This window comes from Microtetraspora sp. AC03309, from assembly GCF_020826795.1.
Classification (GTDB): Bacteria; Actinomycetota; Actinomycetes; order Streptosporangiales; family Streptosporangiaceae; genus Microtetraspora; species Microtetraspora glauca.
The window spans coordinates 103,109-123,787 of the sequence record NZ_JADDIL010000005.1; the positions used below are offsets into that span (position 1 = coordinate 103,109).

At 70.2% G+C, this 20,679-nt stretch carries 18 protein-coding genes; 12 read left to right on the forward strand and 6 right to left on the reverse strand.

Features of this window, described 5'->3' with window-relative positions:
• Positions 1-36 precede the first annotated feature (36 nt).
• The 9 genes from IMZ11_RS04420 (at position 37) to IMZ11_RS04460 (ending at position 7,613) form a co-directional block, all read left to right on the forward strand.
• Positions 37-687 carry a LysE family translocator gene (locus IMZ11_RS04420; RefSeq protein ID WP_228637716.1) on the forward strand — a complete coding sequence of 217 codons (651 nt, stop codon included), beginning with the start codon at positions 37-39 and terminating at the stop codon, positions 685-687.
• Between the two features lie 35 nt (positions 688-722).
• Positions 723-1,589, forward strand: a complete 867-nt coding sequence (gene sigJ / locus IMZ11_RS04425) for an RNA polymerase sigma factor SigJ (RefSeq protein ID WP_228637718.1) — start codon at positions 723-725, stop codon at positions 1,587-1,589.
• A gap of 99 nt (positions 1,590-1,688) precedes the next feature.
• Positions 1,689-2,129 carry a carboxymuconolactone decarboxylase family protein gene (locus IMZ11_RS04430; protein ID WP_228637720.1) on the forward strand — a complete coding sequence of 147 codons (441 nt, stop codon included), beginning with the start codon at positions 1,689-1,691 and terminating at the stop codon, positions 2,127-2,129.
• 119 nt (positions 2,130-2,248) lie between these two features.
• A complete protein-coding gene (locus IMZ11_RS04435; protein WP_228637722.1) occupies positions 2,249-3,088 on the forward strand; it encodes a DUF1963 domain-containing protein in 840 nt (279 codons plus the stop codon).
• A 185-nt stretch (positions 3,089-3,273) separates the two neighbouring features.
• Positions 3,274-3,849: a biotin transporter BioY gene (locus IMZ11_RS04440; RefSeq protein ID WP_228637724.1), complete on the forward strand. Its 576-nt coding sequence runs from the start codon at positions 3,274-3,276 to the stop codon at positions 3,847-3,849.
• Positions 3,846-5,219 carry an AMP-binding protein gene (locus IMZ11_RS04445; protein ID WP_228637725.1) on the forward strand — a complete coding sequence of 458 codons (1,374 nt, stop codon included), beginning with the start codon at positions 3,846-3,848 and terminating at the stop codon, positions 5,217-5,219. The genes IMZ11_RS04440 and IMZ11_RS04445 overlap by 4 nt, the downstream gene beginning before the upstream one ends.
• Entirely contained in the window at positions 5,216-6,340 is a 1,125-nt protein-coding gene (locus tag IMZ11_RS04450; RefSeq protein ID WP_228637727.1) for a thiolase family protein, read from the forward strand. Before IMZ11_RS04445 ends, IMZ11_RS04450 begins: the two co-directional genes overlap by 4 nt.
• The gene (locus tag IMZ11_RS04455) at positions 6,337-7,011 is read left to right on the forward strand and encodes an energy-coupling factor ABC transporter ATP-binding protein (protein ID WP_228637729.1); all 675 of its coding nucleotides are present in this window, start codon (positions 6,337-6,339) and stop codon (positions 7,009-7,011) included. Before IMZ11_RS04450 ends, IMZ11_RS04455 begins: the two co-directional genes overlap by 4 nt.
• A complete protein-coding gene (locus IMZ11_RS04460; protein WP_228637731.1) occupies positions 7,008-7,613 on the forward strand; it encodes an energy-coupling factor transporter transmembrane protein EcfT in 606 nt (201 codons plus the stop codon). Before IMZ11_RS04455 ends, IMZ11_RS04460 begins: the two co-directional genes overlap by 4 nt.
• 93 nt (positions 7,614-7,706) lie before the next feature.
• Here IMZ11_RS04460 and IMZ11_RS04465 read toward each other — a convergent pair whose 3' ends face one another.
• The 6 genes from IMZ11_RS04465 to IMZ11_RS04490 form a co-directional block, all read right to left on the reverse strand.
• Complete coding sequence (locus IMZ11_RS04465) at positions 7,707-8,120, reverse strand: YchJ family protein (protein ID WP_228637732.1); 414 nt, start codon at positions 8,118-8,120, stop codon at positions 7,707-7,709.
• 107 nt (positions 8,121-8,227) lie between these two features.
• A complete protein-coding gene (locus IMZ11_RS04470; protein WP_228637826.1) occupies positions 8,228-9,217 on the reverse strand; it encodes a LacI family DNA-binding transcriptional regulator in 990 nt (329 codons plus the stop codon).
• 133 nt (positions 9,218-9,350) lie between these two features.
• Complete coding sequence (locus IMZ11_RS04475; protein WP_228637733.1) at positions 9,351-11,273, reverse strand: beta-L-arabinofuranosidase domain-containing protein; 1,923 nt, start codon at positions 11,271-11,273, stop codon at positions 9,351-9,353.
• The gene (locus IMZ11_RS04480; protein WP_228637735.1) at positions 11,266-12,030 is read right to left on the reverse strand and encodes a carbohydrate ABC transporter permease; all 765 of its coding nucleotides are present in this window, start codon (positions 12,028-12,030) and stop codon (positions 11,266-11,268) included. Before IMZ11_RS04480 ends, IMZ11_RS04475 begins: the two co-directional genes overlap by 8 nt.
• Complete coding sequence (locus IMZ11_RS04485) at positions 12,027-12,950, reverse strand: carbohydrate ABC transporter permease (protein WP_228637737.1); 924 nt, start codon at positions 12,948-12,950, stop codon at positions 12,027-12,029. The genes IMZ11_RS04480 and IMZ11_RS04485 overlap by 4 nt, the downstream gene beginning before the upstream one ends.
• 2 nt (positions 12,951-12,952) lie before the next feature.
• Entirely contained in the window at positions 12,953-14,185 is a 1,233-nt protein-coding gene (locus tag IMZ11_RS04490; RefSeq protein WP_228637739.1) for an ABC transporter substrate-binding protein, read from the reverse strand.
• Between the two features lie 204 nt (positions 14,186-14,389).
• Between IMZ11_RS04490 and IMZ11_RS04495 the strand changes: the two genes are divergently transcribed.
• The 3 genes from IMZ11_RS04495 (at position 14,390) to IMZ11_RS04505 (ending at position 20,578) form a co-directional block, all read left to right on the forward strand.
• Positions 14,390-15,412 (forward strand): LacI family DNA-binding transcriptional regulator, encoded by a 1,023-nt coding sequence (locus IMZ11_RS04495; RefSeq protein ID WP_228637741.1) that lies wholly within the window; start codon positions 14,390-14,392, stop codon positions 15,410-15,412.
• Positions 15,413-15,830: 418 nt separating this feature from the next.
• On the forward strand, positions 15,831-17,234 hold the full coding sequence (locus IMZ11_RS04500; RefSeq protein ID WP_228637743.1) for a glycoside hydrolase family 43 protein: 1,404 nt from the start codon (positions 15,831-15,833) through the stop codon (positions 17,232-17,234).
• Between the two features lie 98 nt (positions 17,235-17,332).
• A complete protein-coding gene (locus IMZ11_RS04505) occupies positions 17,333-20,578 on the forward strand; it encodes a hypothetical protein (RefSeq protein ID WP_228637745.1) in 3,246 nt (1,081 codons plus the stop codon).
• The last annotated feature ends 101 nt before the right edge of the window (positions 20,579-20,679 follow it).

Here is a 20,679-nt window from a genome sequence, read left to right on the forward strand (position 1 = left end):
CATCGACGGGCCGGATATCCGGGGAAAGCGAGCGACATGGTCAGCAGCACCGCTCTCGCGGGCATCGCCGCGGTGGCACTCGGGATAGTCCTGTCACCGGGACCCAACATGATCTATCTGGTCTCCCGCTCGATCACTCAGGGACGCCGCGCCGGGTTGATCTCGCTGGCGGGCGTGGCGGCCGGGTTCCTCGTGTACGTCACCGCGGTGGCGGCGGGCATCGCGGCCGTCTTCACGCTGGTGCCGGTGCTGTACACCGCGATCAAGCTGGCCGGCGCCGGGTATCTGCTCTGGCTGGCCTGGCAGGCGGTACGCCCCGGCGGCGTGTCCGCCTTCGCGCCCAAGGAGCTGCCCGTGGACCCACCACGCAGGCTGTTCACGATGGGGCTGGTCACCAACCTGCTCAACCCCAAGATCGCGATCGTGTACGTGTCCGTGCTTCCGCAGTTCGTCGATCCCGGGCGCGGCCACGTCGCCGTGCAGAGCCTGCTGCTCGGGCTCACGCAGATCGGCGTCGCGCTGACGGTCAACGGGCTGATCGTGCTGACCGCGGGCACCGTCGCCGCCTTCCTGGCCCGGCGGCCGAGGTGGTTGAGCGTCCAGCGCTACATCATGGGCACGGTGCTCGCCGGGCTCGCGGTCCACCTCCTGGCCGAACGCTCCGCCGCCACGCCCCTCAGGCCGTAGGCGCGCCTGTCCGGCACCGCTTGTACGGTCTGTGCGTGACCGAGGAAGAGTGGATCCGGCACCGGCCGGCGGTTTTCGGGGTGGCCTATCGGCTGCTCGGCGGGGTCAGCGACGCCGAGGACGTCGCGCAGGACGTCTGGCTGCGCGCGGCCGCCGCCGACCTGTCCGGGGTCGAGGATCTGCGCGCCTGGCTGGTGACCGTCGCCGCCCGCAGGTCCTACGACATCCTCCGGTCGGCGCGGGTGCGGCGTGAGACGTACGTCGGTCCGTGGCTGCCGGAGCCGTTGCTGACCGGCCCGGACGCCGCGGAGCCGGTGCTCGTCGACGAGTCGGTGAGCATGGCGATGCTCGTCGTCATGGATCAGCTCACGCCGCCCGAGCGGGTCGCGTTCGTGCTGCACGACGTCTTCGAGGTGCCCTTCGAGCGCATCGCCGCCGTGCTCGGCGTCACCCCCGCCACCGGCCGCCAGCTCGCCTCGCGGGCGCGGCGCCGGGTGGTCACGGTGAAGCAGCGGCCGCGCGCGAGTCGCTCGGAGCAGGAGCGGGTGCTCGCGGCGTTCCGCGCCGCGTACGAGGAGAGCGATCTGAAGGCCCTGGTCGAGCTGCTGCATCCCGACGCGGTGTACGTCACCGACGGCGGCGGCAAGGTCTCCGCCGCACGTAAGATCATTTCTGGTGGTGAGCGGATCGCCATGGTGCTGTCCCGCGTGTCCCGGCGGTGGGGGTTTGGGCTCTTTCCTCTCGTTCTCCGCGAGGTGGGCGGAGAGCCCGCGCTGGTGGCGTACCGAGACAATCGGATCACGCTGGTCGACACCTTCGACGTCGCGGCCGACGGCCGGATCCTGGCGATCCGGCGGGTGCTGAATCCGGACAAACTCCCGCAAATCGGCCCGACGCGCTGAATCTTCGCGAATCTTTTCTGCCGACGGCCGTCACATCGGCGGGCGCCATCTCGTCTTCCTGGCGACAACCGGAAAGAGACTGAGAGAGGCGAAAACACGATGTCACGCTTGAACATCGCAGAGTCGGCGCCCGAGATGTACAAGGCGTTCCTCCAGGCGGAGCAGGCGATCCAGGAGGGGCCGCTACCCGCCACGGTCCGCGAGCTCGTCAAGATCCGCGGCTCGCAGCTCAACGGCTGCCTTTTCTGCGTCGACATGCACGTCCACGAGGCGCTGCGACTCGGCGAGACGCAGGATCGGATCTACCAGCTGTCCGCCTGGCGGGAGTCTGAGCTGTACACCGACGCCGAGCGGGCCGCGCTGGCCTACACCGAGGCCGTCACGAAGCAGCCGGACGGCGTGTCGGATGAGGTCTGGGACGCGGTGTCCGCCGCGTTCAAGCCGGAGGAGGCCGCGTACCTGGTCGCCCAGGTGGCGCAGATCAATCTGTGGAACCGCATCGCGGCCCCCATGCGCACGCGTCCTCCGAAGCGGGGCTGACGAGCGCGATGCCGTCGCGCGGCGGCTCGCCACCGCCCCGCGACGGCCCGCGACGGCCCGCGTCAGGACGCCGCTCGCGGCACGAAGGTTGTGTCGTACCCGTGGGGCAGGATGGCGGCATGACGGACTGGAGCGGTGACGTCGCGGAGTTCGCGCGAGAGGAGCTGCCCTCGGCGACAGCGGAGCGGCTGATCGGGTTGTTACGGCCCGCCATCCGGCTGTCGGCGGCTGAGGACGGGGAGATCGTGGTCGGGCGGCTCGGGGGCGTCGCCAAGCTGCCGGACGGCATGGCCTGGCCGTCGCGCGCGAACGGAGCCTGGCCGATGTCGTTCGTCGCCGAGCTCGACTGCGGAAAGCTGGCGGGTTACGAGGTGGACATCGCTCTTCCCGACACCGGCACGCTGCTGTTCTTCGTCGCGGCCGAGATGGAGGAGTCCCACGTGATCTACGTGCCGTCGGGGACCGCCGTCGCCGAGCGGGCCGCGCCCGACGACCGCGCCCACGTGTACTCCGAGCTGCCGCTCGCCGCGTCCACCGAGCCGAGCTGGCCGGAGCGGAACCATCCGGCTCTGGTGGACGTCTTCGGGAGCCTCGAAGCGGCGGAGGAGGCGGTGTGGGACCACGTGCTGGACGAGGCCACCGGCGAGACCTTCGCCCAGGAACTCACGATGTACGAAGGCGCGTGGGAGGCCGGGCCGCCGCATCAGGTGGGCGGGTACTCCGACGCGCTCCAGAGCCCGGTCGAGGCCGTGGTGGCACATGCCGCCGGCACCGGCTCGTACGGCGATCCGGCCTTCCAGGAAGAGGCGCGACAGTGGGTCACGCTGCTGCAGGTGGCCGAGGACACCAGGACCGGGATGGTCTGGGGTGACGGCGCGTACCTGATCTGGGGCATCCGCAAGGATCACCTGGCCGCGCGTGACTTCGCCAAGGTTCATGTCTACATCCAGGGCCACTGACCGAGTCGAGCCCGCGTACTTCCACCCACGGCTACGCCGGTGGCCGTGGGCGTCTTCGCGAGCAGGCTCAGGGCGTAACGTCGCGGTCTCGCCGTGACGAAGGCACGACGCCGCAGCGACACGGGATCGGAGCACAGCCGGACCAGCCGTCTTTCCTATCGGGACCGGGGGATATCGTGTCTGCTGTGTCAGGTTCCCGTGCCCCCCTCCCTGCCACCGGCCTAGCCCAGACGGTCGTCTTCGCGGCCTTCATCGCGGTGCTTGGAATCTTTCCCGGGCTCTACGTCGGTGGCTCCGGCGTGCCCATCGTGCTGCAGAACGCCGGGCCACTGCTGGCCGGCGGCATCCTGGGCCCCCGCCGTGGCGCCATGTCCGTCGTGCTGTTCCTGGCACTGACCGCGATCGGCCTGCCGCTCCTGTCCGGCGGGCGGGGCGGCGTCGGCCCCTTCGTGGGCCCGAGCGGCGGGTTTCTGCTGGGATGGATTCTCTCCGCCCTGGTCACCGGTCTGATCGTGGCTCGGGCGAAGCGTCCGCGGCTGCCGGTGCTGCTGCTCGCCAACGCGGCCGGGCTGGTCGCCGACTATCTGATCGGCGTCCCGTTCCTCGGCGTGTACACCGGTGACCTGCCGGCCGCCGCGGTCCAGTCGCTGGTGTTCCTGCCCGGGGACATCGCCAAGGTGGTGGCCGCCGCGCTGATCGCCGCCGTACTGCACCGCGCCCTGCCCGGCCGGCTGGCGGGATCGGCCGAACGGTCCGCATGACGCTCGCCATACCGCCGATCGTCGGCCCCGGTGCGGTACCCGCCGATCTGCTCGCGCGGGCACACGGGGCCGCCCGGTGGCTGGCCGCGCACCGGATCGCCGAGGGGTCGCGTGTGGCGGTGGACTCACCCGACCCGCTGCCCTGGTTTCTCGGCGCGGATCTGCTCGGCGCGGCCTGCCTGGTGGCCGAGCCCACGTGGACGCCACGTGAGCGTGACGCGGTTCTCGCGGACGCGCGCCCGGACCTGGTCGTCACCGGCGTCACGAAACCCCTCCCGGAAACCTTCCCGGAATCCGTCGCGTGCGCGTCCGCCCGGGACGCCGGGGATACCGGGAACGTCGGGGACGTCGGCGTCGCGCCGGCCGGGGACGACGGCACCTTCTTCTACCTGCCGACCACCTCGGGCAGCAGCGCACGGCCCAAGGTCCTGATCCGTACCCGCCGGTCGTGGCTGCGCAGCTTCGCCGCGCTCGGCCCGCTTCCCGGCCCGGTGCTGATCCCCGGCCCGCTCAGCTCGTCGCTGTTCCTGTTCGGCGCCCTTCACGCTCTGTGGTGCGGACACGGGGTCCAGTCGCTGTCGTGCTGGGAGCCGGAGAGCGCCGCTCTGGCCGCACAGCGGGCCGCCACCGTCCACCTGGTCCCCGCCATGCTGGCGGGGCTGCTCGCCGTACTGGAGCGGAGGCCCGATTTGCGGGAGGGTTGCGCCCTGCGGACGGTCGTCTGCGGCGGCGCGCACCTCGGCGGCGACACGCGTGAGCGCTTCGCCCGGCTGCTGCCCGGAGCCGAACTGATCGAGTACTACGGCTCGGCCGAGCACTCGCTGATCGCTCTGCGGCGCGGCACGGACGGCCTGCGCCCCGTCCCCGGCGTACGGCTCGACAGCCGGGACGGCCTGCTGTGGGTCAGTTCGCCACTGGCGTTCAGCGGCCGGCTTCGCGGCGGCACGCTCCACCCGGCCGAAGACGAGTGGTCCACCGTGGGCGACCAGGTCGAGCTGGACGGCACCGGCGCCCTGACCGTACGGGGCCGGGCCGGGGCGGTCGTGTCCAGCGGCGGCAAGCTGGTGGCCGCGGAAGAGGTCGAGGCGGTGCTGCGCACCGTACCCGCGGTGACTGACGTGCTGGTCACCGGAACGCCGCATCCGACGCTCGGCGCGATCGTGACCGCCGTGATCGAGACCACCGCGGACGGCCCGCCCACGCTACGTGAACTCCGCGCGGCGGCGCGGGCCGGTCTCGAACCCGGCAAACGGCCACGCCGCTGGCTGGCGACCGAGGCGCTGCCCAGAACCGCCTCGGGCAAGCCCGCCCGCGCCACCGTCGCCGAGCAGTTGCGGGACGGCACGCTCGCCGCGGAGCCGATGCGGTGAACGCCGACCTGACACCGGTCGTCGTGGCGGCAAGGCGGACCCCGATCGGCAACGCGGGCGGCGCGCTGCGCCACTTCACCGTCGACGAACTCGCCGCACCGGTGCTGCGGGGCGTGCTCGACGACGCCGGGCTGGACTCGGTGGACGACGTCCTGCTCGGCAACGTCTTCGGGCCGGGCGGCAACCCGGCCAGGATCGCGGCGCTGCGCGCCGGTCTCCCCGACAGCGTGCCGGGGGTGACGATCGACCGGCAGTGCGCCAGCGGCCTGGCCGCGATCACGCTGGCCGCCGCGATGATCCGCGCCGGGGAGGGCGAGGCGTACCTCGCCGGAGGGGTGGAGAGCGCCTCGACCGCGCCGCTGCGCGCGTGGCGCCCGGAGGGGGCGGGGGAACCGCCGCGCTACTACACGCGGGCACCGTTCGCGCCCGCCGAGATCGGCGACCCGGACATGGGCCCGGCCGCAGACCTCGTCGCCGCCGAGGCCGGGATCTCCCGGGAACGGCAGGACGCCTTCGCCGTACGCAGCCACACCCGGGCGGTGCGGGCGCAGCTCACCGGCCGGTTCGCCGCCGAACTCGTGCCGATCGGCGGCGTCGAGCGGGACGAACGGCCCCGCGCCGGGTTCACCATGGAACGGCTGGCCAGGTTCCCGCCCGCCTTCACCTCGGACGGCACCGCCACCGCGGCCAACTCGTGCGGGATCAGCGACGGCGCGGCGGCCGTGCTGCTGGTGAACGAGACACTGCGCCGCCGGCACGGACTGCCCGGCCTGCGGCTGCTCTCCTCGGCCACCTCGGCCGTCGACCCGAACCGGCTCGGCCTCGGCGCGGTGCCGGCGATGCGATCGGTGCTCGACCGCACACCGGACGTGGTCGAGTTCAACGAGGCGTTCGCCGGGCAGACGCTCGCCTGCCTCGACGGCGCCGGCATCGACGAGCACACGGTCAGCCCCGACGGCGGCGCGATAGCGCTGGGGCATCCGTGGGGAGCGTCGGGCGCCGTGCTGGTGGTCCGGCTGTTCGCCACGCTGGTACGGCTCCGCGGCTCCGGCTCCGGTCTCGCCGCGCTGTCCGCGGGCGGCGGCGTCGGCGTGGCGACAGCCTGGGAGGCGGTGTCGTGATCGAGTTCGAGGGTGTCGGGCACCACTACGGCGAGCGGGTCGTGCTGTCGGATGTGGACCTTCGGCTGCCCGAGCGGCGGGTGGCCTTCGTCGGTGCGAACGGCTCCGGCAAGTCCACCCTGGCCCGCATGATCAACGGACTGGTCCAGCCCACCACCGGGCGCGTACTCGTGGACGGGCTCGACCCGAGCCGTGACGGCCGTGCCGTACGACGCCGGGTCGGGTTCGTCTTCACCAACCCGGACAGCCAGATCGTGATGCCGACCGCGGGCGAGGACGTGGCGTTCTCGCTGCGGCGCGGCGGCCTGTCGAGGAAGGAGCGCGCCGAGCGGGCGGCCGAGGTGCTGGCCGAATACGGGCTGGGCGGTTACGCCGACCATCCCGCGCACCAGCTGTCCGGCGGCCAGAAGCAGCTGCTCGCGCTGTGCGCGATGCTCGTGCTCGACCCTGACGTGCTGGTCTGCGACGAGCCGACGACGTTGCTCGACCTGCGCAACAAGCGGCGGTTCGTCGACCTGCTCGCCGGGTTGAAGCAGCAGGTCGTCCTGGTCACGCACGACCTCGACCTGCTCGGCGCGTTCGACCGCGTCATCGTGCTCGACGGCGGCCGCGTCGTGGCCGACGACGAGCCGGAGCCCGCGCTGCGCCACTACCGGTCGCTCGTCACATGATGATCGGCGGGTGGTACGAGCCGGGGTCGAGCCCGCTGCACCGGACCCCTGCCGGCGCGAAGTTCCTGGTCCTTCTCGGACTGGCCGCGGTGGTGTTCGTCCTACGGTCGCCGATCTGGCTCGGCGGGATCTGCGCCGCCGTACTCCTCGGGTACGCGGTGGCACGGGTCTCGCTCCGGCGCTGCGGGCAGCTCGCCCGTACGCTCGGGCCGCTGGCGGTGTTCGTGTTCGCGCTGCAGTGGTGGCTGCTCGGCGCGGAGCAGGCGCTGGTGGTGTGCCTGCGGATCGTGGCCGCGTTGGCCGCCGCGAACCTCTTCACCATCACCACCAGGGTGGACGACGTGGTGTCCGCGGTGGAGCGCGCGCTGCGGCCGCTCGCCCGGTTCGGGGTCCGGCCGGACCGGATCGGACTGCTCATCGGGCTCACCCTGCAGGCCGTGGCCACGCTGTCCGGAGTCGCCGCCGAGGTACGGGAGGCCGCCAAGGCACGTGGCGCGGAGCGTTCGGTGACCGCGTTCGCGGTGCCGTTCCTGGTCAGGACGCTGCGGCACGCCGACGAGCTGGGCGAGGCGCTCGCCGCGCGCGGCGAAGGCGACGGCTGACAGAGCGGTGACGATTCCGGGGCTCGCCGATCGGCCTCGGCCGCCCGCGACGCGAACTCCCTCGACCTCGCACGCCGCGCGCCCAGTGGCCGGTCAGATCGCTCCGGCGTACGTCCAGGCGCCGGCGTGCCGGACGAAGCGACTGTGCTCCTCCATCTCGCCCGGTATTCCATGGTCGATGTAGTGGGCGCGGAACCGCACCGTGCCCTCGGTGTGGATGGCGCTGCCGCCCGTGGTCTCCAAGATCTCCAGGCGCGTCCACCGTGTCCCGCGGCCGAGGTCGACGCGCTCCGGACGGGTCGACGGGTGCCAGGTGCGCAGGAGGTAGTCGGCGTCTCCGACGCTGAAGGCACTGAACCTCGACCGCATCAGCGCCTCCGCGGTCGTCGCGGCCGCCTCTCCCCGGTGCAGCCGTCCGCAGCAGTCGCGGTACGGCGCCGCCGCCCCGCAGGGGCAGGAGGAGGCGGGAGCGGGACGGGACTGGGAGCGTGCGCTGCGTCGGGACATCCGCTCATTCTGCCCGGTGACGCGAGCAGCGTCGCCGGGCGGCCCGGGGAGAAGTCTCATCCTGCCGGTGCGGGTCCGGCGGCGTGGCCATCGGCGGGCCGAGAGACTCACACCGGCGGGCGAGGGCGGGCCGTGCTGTTCCGATGAACGAACGACGGCGGCACCACGAGCCGCTCGCCCGGGCCCTCTCCCTCGATCCGCCGCAGCAGGATCTCGATGCTGCGCCTGCCCACCGCGCCGAAGTCCTGCCGCACGGTGGTGAGCGGAGGCGAGAAGAACGCCGACTCGGGGATGTCGTCGAACCCGACCACGCTCACCTGCTCGGGCACCCTGATCCCGCGCTCGCTGAACGCCCGCAGCACGCCGAGGGCCATCTGGTCGTTGGCGACGAAAACCGCGGTGACGTCCGGCTCGCGCGCCAGGGCGGCCCCCGCCTCGTAACCCGAGTGGGGGCTCCAGTCTCCGGCGAGCGGTTCCGGCGCCTCCAGGCCCGCGTCCTCGATCGCGGTCCGCCATCCGGCCATCCGCCCCTCGGCCTCCAGCCAGTCGGACGGACCGCGCACGTGCCAGACCGTCTCGTACCCGAGCGAGAGCAGGTGCTCGGTGGCGAGCCTGCCGCCCGCGACCTGGTCGACGCAGACGACGGACACGTCACCGGCCTGACCGCCCTCGATCACGACCGCGGGGATGCCGATCGGCAGGTCGGTCAGCGCCTGCGCGGCCGAGCGCTGCGGCGCGAGCACGATGACGCCGTCGACACCCTGGTCGGCCAGAAAGTCCAGGGCGTCGCGCATGCCGGTCGTGTCGACGGAGGTGAGATTGACGATGCTGACGAAGTATCCGGCCGACCTGGCCGCCCGCTCGATGCCGTAGACCGTGCTGGCCGGGCCGTACAACGTGGTGTCGACGCTGACCACGCCGAACGTCCGCGAGTTCCTGGTGACCAGCGCCCGCGCCGCCGGGTTGCGCCGGTAGCCGAGCTTGTCGATCGCGGCCAGCACCCGGGCGCGGGTCTCACCGCGCACGCTGGGGTGAGCGTTGAGCACACGCGAGACCGTCTGGTGCGACACGCCGGCCTCCCTGGCCACATCGGCCATGACCGGCGCGCGCTGGTCCCGGATCGATCCCACCGGGCTGCTCCTTTCACTACGTGGCCGGACCGCGAATATCGGCGACCGGCCCGGATCAGGTCGCCGGCCGGTCCCGGGGCGTTCTGGCGGGTAAGGCGGGTCAGTCGGACACAGGCAGCCAGACGCGCATGGCGGCGGGACCGCGGTTGCCCCATCGGTGGTACGGCACCAGCCGCAGGACCGCCTTCGCGGTGCCCGCGGCCGCCGTGCCGTCCTGAGGGTCGGCGTCCACGTCCGCGACAGCGGGTTCAGGCGCGGCACCGCGCGGGCTGCCGTACGGCCAGGCGTCCGAGCCCTGCTCCGTCAGCATCACCTCGACGTCGATCTCGACGACGCCGTCCACGACCCGCTCTGTGTGCCCGGCGTGCCCGGCGTGCCCGGTCGACGGGCGTACGGAGACGTCGGCCAGCGAGGGCTCGCCGGCCACGGACTCGGCGCAGTAGACCAACGGTCCACGCTCGACCGCGGCACTGCCGCGGAGCGCGTCGATCCGACGGTCGGGCAGGGTCCACCTGGACGCCATCGGCAGGTCCAGCCGGATCTCGTCACCGGTCCGCCATGCGCCCTCGACGACCGCGTACCCGGGCTCCACCTCGCGAGAGACCCGCGCGTCCCCGCCGGGCCCGGTCGCGGTCGCGGACTCGCCGGGTGCCCTGTGGGTGATCGTCGCGCCGGTCGCCCACGGCGGCACCCGAAGCGAGATCCGCCCGTCACCGCCCTCCACCACGCGGACCGTCACCTCGCCCGACCACGGATAGCGCGTCTCGACATCGAGGACGAGCCCGCCGTGGCGGATCTCGCCCGTCCCGTAATGGTGGATCTGGACCCCCGCCGCGTCGGACGTCGCGACGTACGCGGGCAGCGACGCCAGCGTGCGGGCGATGTTGTTCGGGCAGCACGACACGGAGAACCACGGCGAGCGCAGCCCTCCGCTGGACCCGAGGTTGACCCCCTCGGGCGGTGCGGCGGGCACCCTGACCTGCAGCGGGTTGGAATAGAAGAACGAGCGGCCGTCGAGCGCGGGGGACGTGGCCAGCACGTTGTACATGGTCCGTTCCGCCAGGTCGGCATAGCGGACGTCACCGGTGGCCAGCAGCAGCCGGTGCGCGAGCATGATCGAGCCGATGCCCGCGCAGGTCTCGGCGTAGGCCCGGTCCGGCGGCAGCTCGTAGTCGTCGCCGAACGCCTCGTCGGAGTGGCGCGACCCCAGCCCTCCGGTCAGGTGGACGCGCCTGGCGATGGTGCGCTCCCACTGGGCCTCGATCGCCTTGAGCAGCTCGGTGTCCCCGGTCTCCACCGCGACGTCTACCGCTCCCGAAGCGAGGTAGACGGCGCGCACGGCATGGCCGCGGAACACCTCCGCCCGGCGCACCGGCAGGTCGTCCTGGAAGTACGCGCGACCGAACGTGATGTCGCCGAGCGCGGGCAGGCCGCGGCGCTCGACGAACCGCTGGGCCATCTCCAGGTAGCGTTCCGTGCCCGTCGCCCGGTACAGCTCGACCAGGGCCATCTCCACCACCGGATGCCCGCAGGTCTCGGTGGTGTCCATGAAACGGCCGCAGATGTGGTCGGCCGCCCGCCGGACCACATCGGTCAGCCGGTCCTCGCCGTGCATCCGCAGCCGGGCGACCCCGGCCTGGATCAGGTGGCCGTAGCAGTACAGCTCGTGCCCCCACTCGAAGTCGGTGTACCGGTCTCCGCTCCACCGGGTGTTGAGGTATCCGTCCTCCTCCTGGGCGGCGGCGACGGTGTCGGCCAGCTCCGCCAACCCCGGATGGTCCGCCCAGGCCATCGCCTCCAGCATCTTGTAGATCTCCGAGTCGCTGAACTCCCGCCCCCGCCGGGGGCGCTCGCCCCGGAAGTTGCCGATCCAGCCTTCCTTCTCCATCCACTCCTGGCAGTGGGCGATGATGACCTCGCGGTTGAGCGTCGCACGGTCGCCCCAGAACCCGGGCGCGAGCCGTACGGCGTCGAGTCCGAGGGGGGACAGCACACCCGACGAGGGCAGGACGGGACTAGCCACGCAGAGCTCCAGACATGAATCCGCGCACATAGTGGCGCTGCAGGACGACGAAGAGGATCAGGCAGGGCACGGCCATGACCATGACGCCGGCCTGCAACATGCCGTAGTCGATGGCGCCGAACGTGCGCTGGGTCATGCTGACCACGGCCACCGGGAGCGTGAAGCTGGCGCCGTCGTTGAGCAGGATGAGCGGCGCGAAGAAGTCGTTCCACGACGCGAGGAACGCGAAGAGCCCCACGGTGATCAGGGCCGGCCGCACCGCGCGGAGCAGGATGCGGGAGAAGGCCCGGAAAGTGCCGCAGCCGTCAACGAGCGCGGCCTCCTCCAGCTCCTTCGGGATCGCCTCGAAGGCGTTGCGCATCATGAACAACGCGAACGGGAGCTGGAACATCACGAAGACCAGCGCCAGCCCGACCAGCGAATTCTGCAGGCCGATGTAGCCGAGCAGCACGTAGAGAGGGATCAGGATGGTCGCGTACGGCACCATCAGGATCGCCAGCGTGGTCAGGAACAGCAGATTCTTGCCCGGGAAGTCGAACCGGGCGAAGGCGTAGCCGCCGAGGGCGGAGACCGCGAGCGTCCCGGCGACGGTCATCACCGAGACGAGCACGCTGTTGGTCAGGTAGACGCCGACGCCCTCGCCGAAGCGGGCCATCTCGACGTAGTTGCCCGGGTCCTCCAGGGACGACCAGCCGCTCCACACCAGGGGGAACAGGAACAGCACGGCCAGGGCCGACATCGTGGTGTAGTACCTCATTTCGATCTCCTCAGCACCCGCATCTGCAGGACGTTGAGCACGACCAGGGCGATCAGCAGCACGACCGACAGCGCCGCCGCGCCGCCGAGGTCGAAGCGGAAGAACGCGTCCCGGTAGACGACCATCACCATCGAGACGGTGCTGTTGTCCGGCCCGCCGTTGGTGAAGATGAAGAACTGGTCGAAGGCGAGCAGCGAGCCGGTGACGCTGAGGATGAGCATGAGCGCGAGCGTCGGACGCAGCAGCGGCAGCGTGATCTTGGTGAAGACCTGCCACCGGGTGGCGCCGTCCGTCCTGGCCGCCTCGTACACCGCGATCGGGATGGACTGCAGGCCGGTGAGCAGGATGAGCATGTTGAACCCGGCGAACCGCCACAGCACCAGCGCGATCGTGGAGAACAGCGCCATGTTCGGCGTGCCGATCCACTTGACCGGCTCGCCGGTGATCCCCAGGGCGCGCAGCATCGGGTCGATCGGGCCGAAGTCGTTGTTCAGCATGCCGTAGAAGAGCAGCGCGGCGGCGGCGAAGCCCACCGCGCCGGGCAGGAAGAACGCGGTGCGGAAGAACCCGACGCCGGGCCTGCGCTCCTGCACGAGCAGCGCCAGGCCGAGAGCGAGGGCCGACAGCAGGATCGTGGTGATGACGGTGTACTTCAGCGTGAAGGTCACCGCGTCGAGGAACAGCGGATTGTCGGAGATCTTGGTGTAGTTGTCCGGCGCGTTGAACCGCGGCTCCCCCAGCAGCGGCCACCGGTTCAGCGACATCCAGACGACCAGCGCCAGCGGTGCCACGAACAGCACGCAGACGATCAGCGCGGTCGGCGCCGCGTAGAGCCAGCCCTGTGCCCGGCGGGTGCGCCACCAGGAAGGCGGCGCGCCGGCGCCGCGCACCGCCTTCCCTTCGGGACGAGTGAGCGTCATCGTCATTGCTGCAGCGACTTGGTGATCTCGGTGTTGAGCAGGGAGACCTTTCCGGTGTCACCGAACACCGCCTCGCGGGCCAGGCGCAGCCACGGCCCCTGCGGATCGTTGAACGTCTGGCCGAACCGCAGCGCGTACGGCGTCTGGCCCTTGCCCACCAGCGAGTTGATCAACACCACTCGGGGGTCCTCCGCCGAGTACTTGTTGTCGGCCAGGTCGGTGCGCGCGAGCACGTCCTTGTTCTTGGCCATGACCTCCACCTGGGCCTCGTCGGAGACCGTCCAGGACAGGAACTCCCACGCCGCGTCAGCGTGCTCGGTGGTCGAGGAGATGCCGACCGAGTCACCGCCCACGAACGTGGACTCGCCGCCGTCGGGCCCGGCGATCGGCGCGACGCCGATCTTCATGTCCGCCGGCATGGAGCCGAGCGTGGTGGACGGCATCGGCATGACGCCGATCTCCCCCTTGGGGAAGAAGCCGGTCCAGGTCGGGCCCTGCTCCTCCTTGGCGGTCGGGCCGGTGGCGCCCTTCTCGTACAGCCCGCGGTAGATGGAGAAGACGTCGGTCATCGGCGACCGGTCGTTCAGCGACTCCGTCCCGTCCGCGTTCATGACCTGCCCACCCGCCGCCCAGACCGACGGCCAGAAGGTGAAGACATAGCAGCCGCCGCAGTTTCCGCCGAAGAACGTGCCGTGGACCTTGCCGTCCTTGCCGAGCTTCTCCTGGACCGTGGTGGCCTGCTGGGCGAACTCCTTCAGCGTCGTCGGGCCCTTCTCCGGGTCCAGCCCCGCCTTCTTGTACAGGTCCTTGTTCCAGAACCAGACCGACAGGTCGAGGGTGTGCGGGAGGGTGTAGGACTTGCCGTCCAGCGTGCCCAGCTTCATGTGCGAGGGCGCCAGCTTGTCCTTGTACGGCAGGGCGTTCACGCGGTCGGTGATGTCCAGGAACAGGCCCTGCGACGTGTAGTTGGGCACGAAGATCACGTCGGCCGCGAACACATCGGGCAGCTGCTTGGCTCCCGCCGCCGCCGCGATGCGCGGCTGGTAGTTGTCCGTCGGGATGACGGTCAGCTTCACCTGGTTCTTGTGGCTCTTGTTGTAGGCCTCCACCAGCCGCTCGCTCTGCGCCTGTGTGGCCGCGCGGGTCCACATGCTGATCGTGACACCCGCGTCCCCACCGGCTCCCGTCGGCTCGTTCCCCTTGCCGCCGCTGTCGCCGCCACCGCAGGCGGACATGCTTGTTAGCGCTAACACGCCGAGCAGAGCCGCCCAGCCTCTACGGCGTACGGACGAACCTGGATTCATGACGCTCCCCTTCCGGCGTTCCCCCGCGGCGCACGCTGAATAAAAGGTTTTCGGAAACATAAAAGAAACCTCTAGGACTGTCAATGACTTATGCTTGGGACCAGCTGATCAGTCGAGCGAGAAGGATTTCGATACATGGCGGGTAGGCGTTCGCGCGCGGTGACCATCGGCGACGTGGCCTCCCTGGCCGGAGTGTCGATCGCGACCGCGTCCAAGGCGCTCAACGGCAAGGACGACGTACGAGCCGAGACGCGGAGCCGGGTGCTCGCCGCGGCCAAGGAGCTGTCCTTCCAGCCGAACGCGCTGGCCAGGGGGCTGCTGTCCGGTCAGACCCGCACGGTGGGACTGCTGACCAGTGACAGCGTGGGCAGGTTCGGCATTCCCGTGCTGCTGGGAGCCGAGGGCGCGTTCGGCGCCGGCGAGATGGCGGTGATGCTCTGCGACGCCCGGGGCGACGCCATCCGCGAGCAGCACTACCTCAGGACCCTGCTGTCCCGGCGGGTGGACGGTCTCATAGTGGTGGGCGAGAGCACCGATCCCCGCCCGTCGATCAGCCGCGACCTGCCGATCCCGGTCGTGTACGCGTACGCGGCGTCCGACAGCCCGGACGACGTGTCGTTCGTGCCCGACGACGTGGACGGCGCCGGGCTCGCCACCCGTCACCTGCTCGCGATGGGGCGCCGCAGGATCGCGCACATCACCGGACCGACGGACTACAAGGCCGCGCGGGACAGGGCGGAGGGCCTGCGGCTCGCGCTGGCGGACGCCGGCCTCCCACAGGTGGGCGAGACGCTGTCAGGCGCCTGGTCGCAGCGGTGGGGACGGCACGCCGCCGAGATGCTGCTGATGAGCGAACCGGAGGTCGACGCGGTGTTCTGCGGCAGCGACCAGATCGCGGCCGGGTTCATCGAGGCGGCCAGGGAGCGGGGTCGCCGGGTGCCCGACGACATCGCGGTCGTGGGCTACGACAACTGGGAGGTGCTCTCCACCGAGACGCGCCCGGCGCTGACGACGGTCGACATGAACCTGGAGACGCTGGGCCGTACGGCCGCGCAGCATCTGTTCGCCGCCATCGACGGTAAGGCCACACCCGGCGTTCACCGCATGCCCTGCCGCCTCGTCATCCGGGACTCCACGGCGCCGCGGAGTTCCTTCTGAGCCGAGCGGCGCCGGGGGCCGAGCCGATCACCGTCGAAAACCGTTTCCTCCGGATGGGATCGCTCCATTCGATCAATCATCGGCGCGTTTCCGCAGCGTACAGGGGGAATTCGAGGAAGGGTGAGCAGGCCTCCCACTCGCGATCATCCATGGCCTCTCTGTATTGCGTTTCTCTCCGAAAACCTTTTATATGAGTTTCAACACTCCTCGGACCCGCGAAGGAGGAGATCATGAGAGGTTGATCAGGCCGGCACCTGGACGCGGTGCCGTACGAGCGTTCCCGCAGACCAGCGCATGAGCGGGCGCGACCGGCCCCCTTGGGGCCGCCGCCGTCTCCGCCGAATCCCCAGCCGTCGCTCCGCGCGGCGAATGTTAACGCTAACACAAGCAATCGCTAGGTTCTACGTAGGAGCCCCCCATGAGACGACGATGGGTGACCACCCTCGCCGCAGCCCTCCTGCTCGTCCTCGCCACCACCGGCCCGGCGTCCGCCGCCGCGCCGATCACCACCGCGATCTACACCGCCGACCCGGCCGCACTGGTCGTCGGCGACACCCTCTACCTCTACACCGGCCATGACGAGGCGCCCGCCGGTGGCACCAACTTCGTCATGCGCGACTGGCACGTGTTCACGTCGACCGACGCGACGACCTTCACCGACCAGGGCGCCAAGCTCTCCCTGTCGGCCTTCCCCTGGGCGGGCGCGGACGCCTGGGCGGGCGAGGTCGAACCGCACAACGGCAAGTACTACTGGTACGTCCCGGTCAACGGCAACGGCGCGGGCTGGATGGACATCGGCGTCGCGGTCGGCGACACACCGCTCGGCCCGTTCACCGACGCCAAGGGCGGGCCGCTGATCAGCGACAGCACCCCGGGCTCCTCGCCGCTCAACATCGACCCGACCGTCTTCACCGACGACGACGGCCAGGTCTACATGTACTGGGGCTCCTACTACGGCCTGCGCGCCGCCAAGCTCAACTCCGACATGATCTCGATCAACGGATCGGTGATCACCCCGAGCGGCGTGACGAACTTCTGGGAGGCGCCCTGGATGTTCAAGCGCAACGGCACCTACTACCTGGCCTACGCGGCCAACGACTCAGGCTGCGCGGCCTCGGGTTACGCCTGCGTCCGCTATGCCACCGCGAGCAACCCCCTCGGCCCGTGGACCCAGCGTGGCGTCGTGCTCGACCAGGTCAGCTCGACCACCAACCACCCCGCGATCATCGAGTTCAACGGGCAGTGGTACATGGTCTACCACAACGCGGGAGCCCCGGGCGGCGGCAACTTCCGGCGCTCCGTGACGCTGGACAAGCTCTACTGGAACGCCGACGGCACCATGCAGAAGGTCGTACAGACCACCGGTTCGGGGGGCGGTCAGCCTCCGGCGGGCACCAACCTGGCGTCGAGCGCCACGGCCTCGACCTCCTTCGTCTCCTCGTGGGAGACCCTCGGCGCGATCAAGGACGGGTTCGTCCCGACGAGTTCGGCCGACCACTCCCACGGCGCCTACGGCAACTGGAACCACCAGGGCACGGAGTGGATCGAGTACCAGTGGCCGAGCGCGCGGAACATCGACCGGGTGGCCACCTACTGGTTCGACGACGACCTGGGCATCGACCTGCCCGCCTCCTGCCAGGTCCAGTACTGGAACGGCAGCGCCTACGTCAACGTGCCCGGCCAGTCGGCCTGTGGCGTGGCGGGCAACACCTACAACGTCACCACGTTCACCGCGGTCAGCACGACCCGGCTGCGGATGAACATCACCTCGAAGTCCGGGTTCTCGACAGGCGTGCTGGAGTGGATGGCCTTCCAGGCGTAGGAATCCCCGACGTCCAGCGGCGCGGCCCCCGTTCTCACAACCGTCCCGCGCTCCCTCCACCGCCCCCGGGCGGAAGTCTCCACGCTCAAGGAGATTCGATGAGACGAATCCTCACGGCCCTGCTGCTCGTCGCGGGGTTAATCGTCGCCGGTGCTCCGGCGAACGCCACGCAGACCATCGGATTCCCCACGTTCAGCGGCCCGGCGATCCCGGCCCCGCCCGGCTCCTACACGCCCGGAAGCATGATGCAGGCCATCTACGACGCCGAAAGCTCGGGCACCGACTTCTGGATGGACCGGCTGCTCGCCCGCTCCGGCGACGACCCGGCGGGCACCTGGCTCATGTCCCGTGGCCGGGCCCTCTTCATGAAGACCCACAATCCCGCCACGATCGGTTTCGGCGGCCAGGTCGCCTACTGGGAGAGCATCAGCAACACCAACGCGTACGCCGTGGCCATCAGCCCCGGCACCTTCACCGAGCAGGTGGGCTCCCGCTGGCAGGCGCCCAGTCACTGGAAGAGCGTGCACACCAGCGGCTCGATCACGGTGAACCAGACGAAGTTCATCACCAACAACAACGTCGCCGTGACCAACCTGTCGATCACGAACGGTGGTACCGGCTCGACGACGCTGCAGCTGCGGGTGACCTCGCCGTACGCCACGTCCGGCAGCGGCAGCGAGCTCACCGGCCAGGTCAACGCGTACAACAACCTCACCACGATCTACCCGCGGCTCACGGGTGACGGCTTCACCGTCTCCAGCGGCGGTCTCAACAGGTCCGTCACGATCGCCGCGGGGGCGACCGTCACGGCCAAAGTGGTGATGGGCTTCGTCACCAACGAGATCCCCGACTCGCTGACGGAGTACAACGCCTACGCGGGCTACACCAACGCGGTCGCGTTCGCCACACACGTGCGGGCGTACAACCTGTGGTGGGCGCAGAACGTGCCCTACATCGACGTGCCGGAGCCCGCGATCAAGAAGAACATCTACTACCGCTGGTGGCTGATGCGCTTCAACAACCTCGACGCCGACATCCCCGGGCAGACCTTCCAGTTCCCGACCTCGACCGAGGGCGTGCTGGGCTACAACAACGCCATCGCGCTCACCCAGCCCATGCACATCGACGACCTCAAGTATCTGCGCAATCCGATCTACGCGTACGGCGACTGGCTCAGCGTCGGCCAGATCTCCAAGAACGGCCGTTTCCTCGACAATCCAGGCGATCCGGAGAACTGGTCGAACAGCTACACCCAGTACATCGGTGAGGCGGCGTGGAAGAGCTACCAGATCCACGGCGGCCAGCCGGCGATCGCCGCCAACCTGGCGCACTACGCCGAGCAGGACGTCAAGGGCCAGCTCTCCTACTACGACCACGACAACAACAAGCTCATCGAGTACGACTGGGGCGCCCTGACCGGCAATGACGCCGACGCCGTCTCCTTCCACTGGAAGAGCGGCAACATGGACCGCGCCGAGTCGGCCTACCAGTACAGCGGCGCGCTCGCCGCCGCCCAGGCGTACGAGGCGATCGGCAACACCGCCAAGGCCACCGAGCTGCGCACACTCGCGACGCAGATCCAGAACGCCATCGTCGACGTGTTGTGGAACCCCAACCGGCAGCTCTTCGAGCACCGGCTGAAGTCGACGGGCGAGTGGGTGCCCTGGAAGGAGATCAACAACTACTACCCGTTCTCGGTCGGCGCCGTCCCCACCACCGCGACGTACCGGCAGGCCCTGCGCCTGTACGACGACCCGGCCCAGTATCCGATCTTCCCCTTCTACACCGCCAACCAAGTGGACAAGGCGGCCGCGGCCGCGGCGGGCTCGCCGGGGTCGAACAACTTCTCCACCATCAACTCGACCGTGCAGTTCCGGCTCTACTCCTCGGTGCTGCGCAACTACCCCAACGCCTGGATGAGCGCGACCGACTACAAGAAGCTGCTCTACTGGAACGCCTGGGCGCAGTACGTGGGCGGCAACACCCAGTGGCCGGACGCCAACGAGTTCTGGGCCGACTGGAACGGCTCGTCCATCGCCTACCGCTCCTGGATCCACCACAACATCCTGGGCAGCAGCAACTGGACCGTGATCGAGGACGTCGCCGGGCTGCGGCCGCGCAACGACGCGAAGGTGGAGCTGTCGCCGATCAACATCGGGTGGACCCACTTCACCGTCAACAACCTGCGCTACCGCAACGCCGACCTGACCATCGTGTGGGACGACCCGGCCGACGGGATCGTGCGCTACCCCGGCGTGCCGGAGGGCTACTCGATCTACATCAACGGCAACCGGGCCGCCACTGTCGGCTCGCTGGTGCCCTTCACCTGGGACCCGGCCACCGGCGCCGTCACCACGACCGGGACCGTCACGTACAACACCGCCGTGCCGGGGCTGCAGTCCCCCACCCAGGTGGTGCACAGCGGCGCCCGGATGGTGGACCTGCTGGCCAAGGCGGGCGTCGACCTGACCGCGGACCTGACCAACCTCGCCGCGGGGGCGACCGTGTCGGCCTCCTCCACCGCATCCGGCACCAGCGTGGCCGGCGCGGCCGACGGCTTCCCGATCAACGAGCCGTTCTGGGGCGGCACCGGCACCAGCCAGGACTGGTACGAGGTGAACTTCGGCACGTCCCGCACGCTCAATGAGGTGCGCCTCCACTTCAAGGACAGCCGCCCGGCCAGCGCGACGTACCGGGCTCCGTCGGCGTACGACATCCAGTACTACAACGGCGGTTCCTGGGTGAGCGTGCCCAGCCAGGCCAAGACGCCCTCGGCACCACGGGCGAACTACAACGTGGTGCAGTTCCCCGCCGTCAGCGCGCAGCGGGTGCGGGTGCTCGCCACCAACGCCTCCGGGGCCAAGACCGGCCTCACCGAAATCACGATCTACAACCGGGGCGGGGTGCAGCCGCCGAGCAACCTGGCGCAGTCGGCGACACCGTCGGCGTCCTACACCTCCTCCTGGGAGAGCGTCGCCGCGGTCAACGACGGGATCGACCCGCCGTCGTCCAACGACACCGTGAACCCGCGCTGGGGCTGCTGGCCGCAGACGGGCGAGCAGTGGGTGGACCTGACCTGGTCCTCGGCGCGGACCCTGAACAAGGCCGAGGTGTACTTCTTCGACGACGACCAGGGCATCGACATGCCCGCGTCGTGGAAGTTGCAGTACTGGAACGGCAGTGCCTACGTCGACATGCCCGGGGCGAGCTCGTACACGTTGACGAAGAACCAGTACAACACGGTGACCTTCACCGCCACGAGCACCACCCGGCTGCGGGTGCTGCTCACCGGTAACGGCTCCTCCTCCGTCGGGCTCCTGGAGGTCAAGGCGTACGGACCCTGACCTTCCGATCACGCGATGACCGATCGCCGGAGGGGGCGTGTCCTGATGGGCACGCCCCCTCAGCGTTTCCGGAACCGCGGCCCCTCACCCGCCAGAAGCTG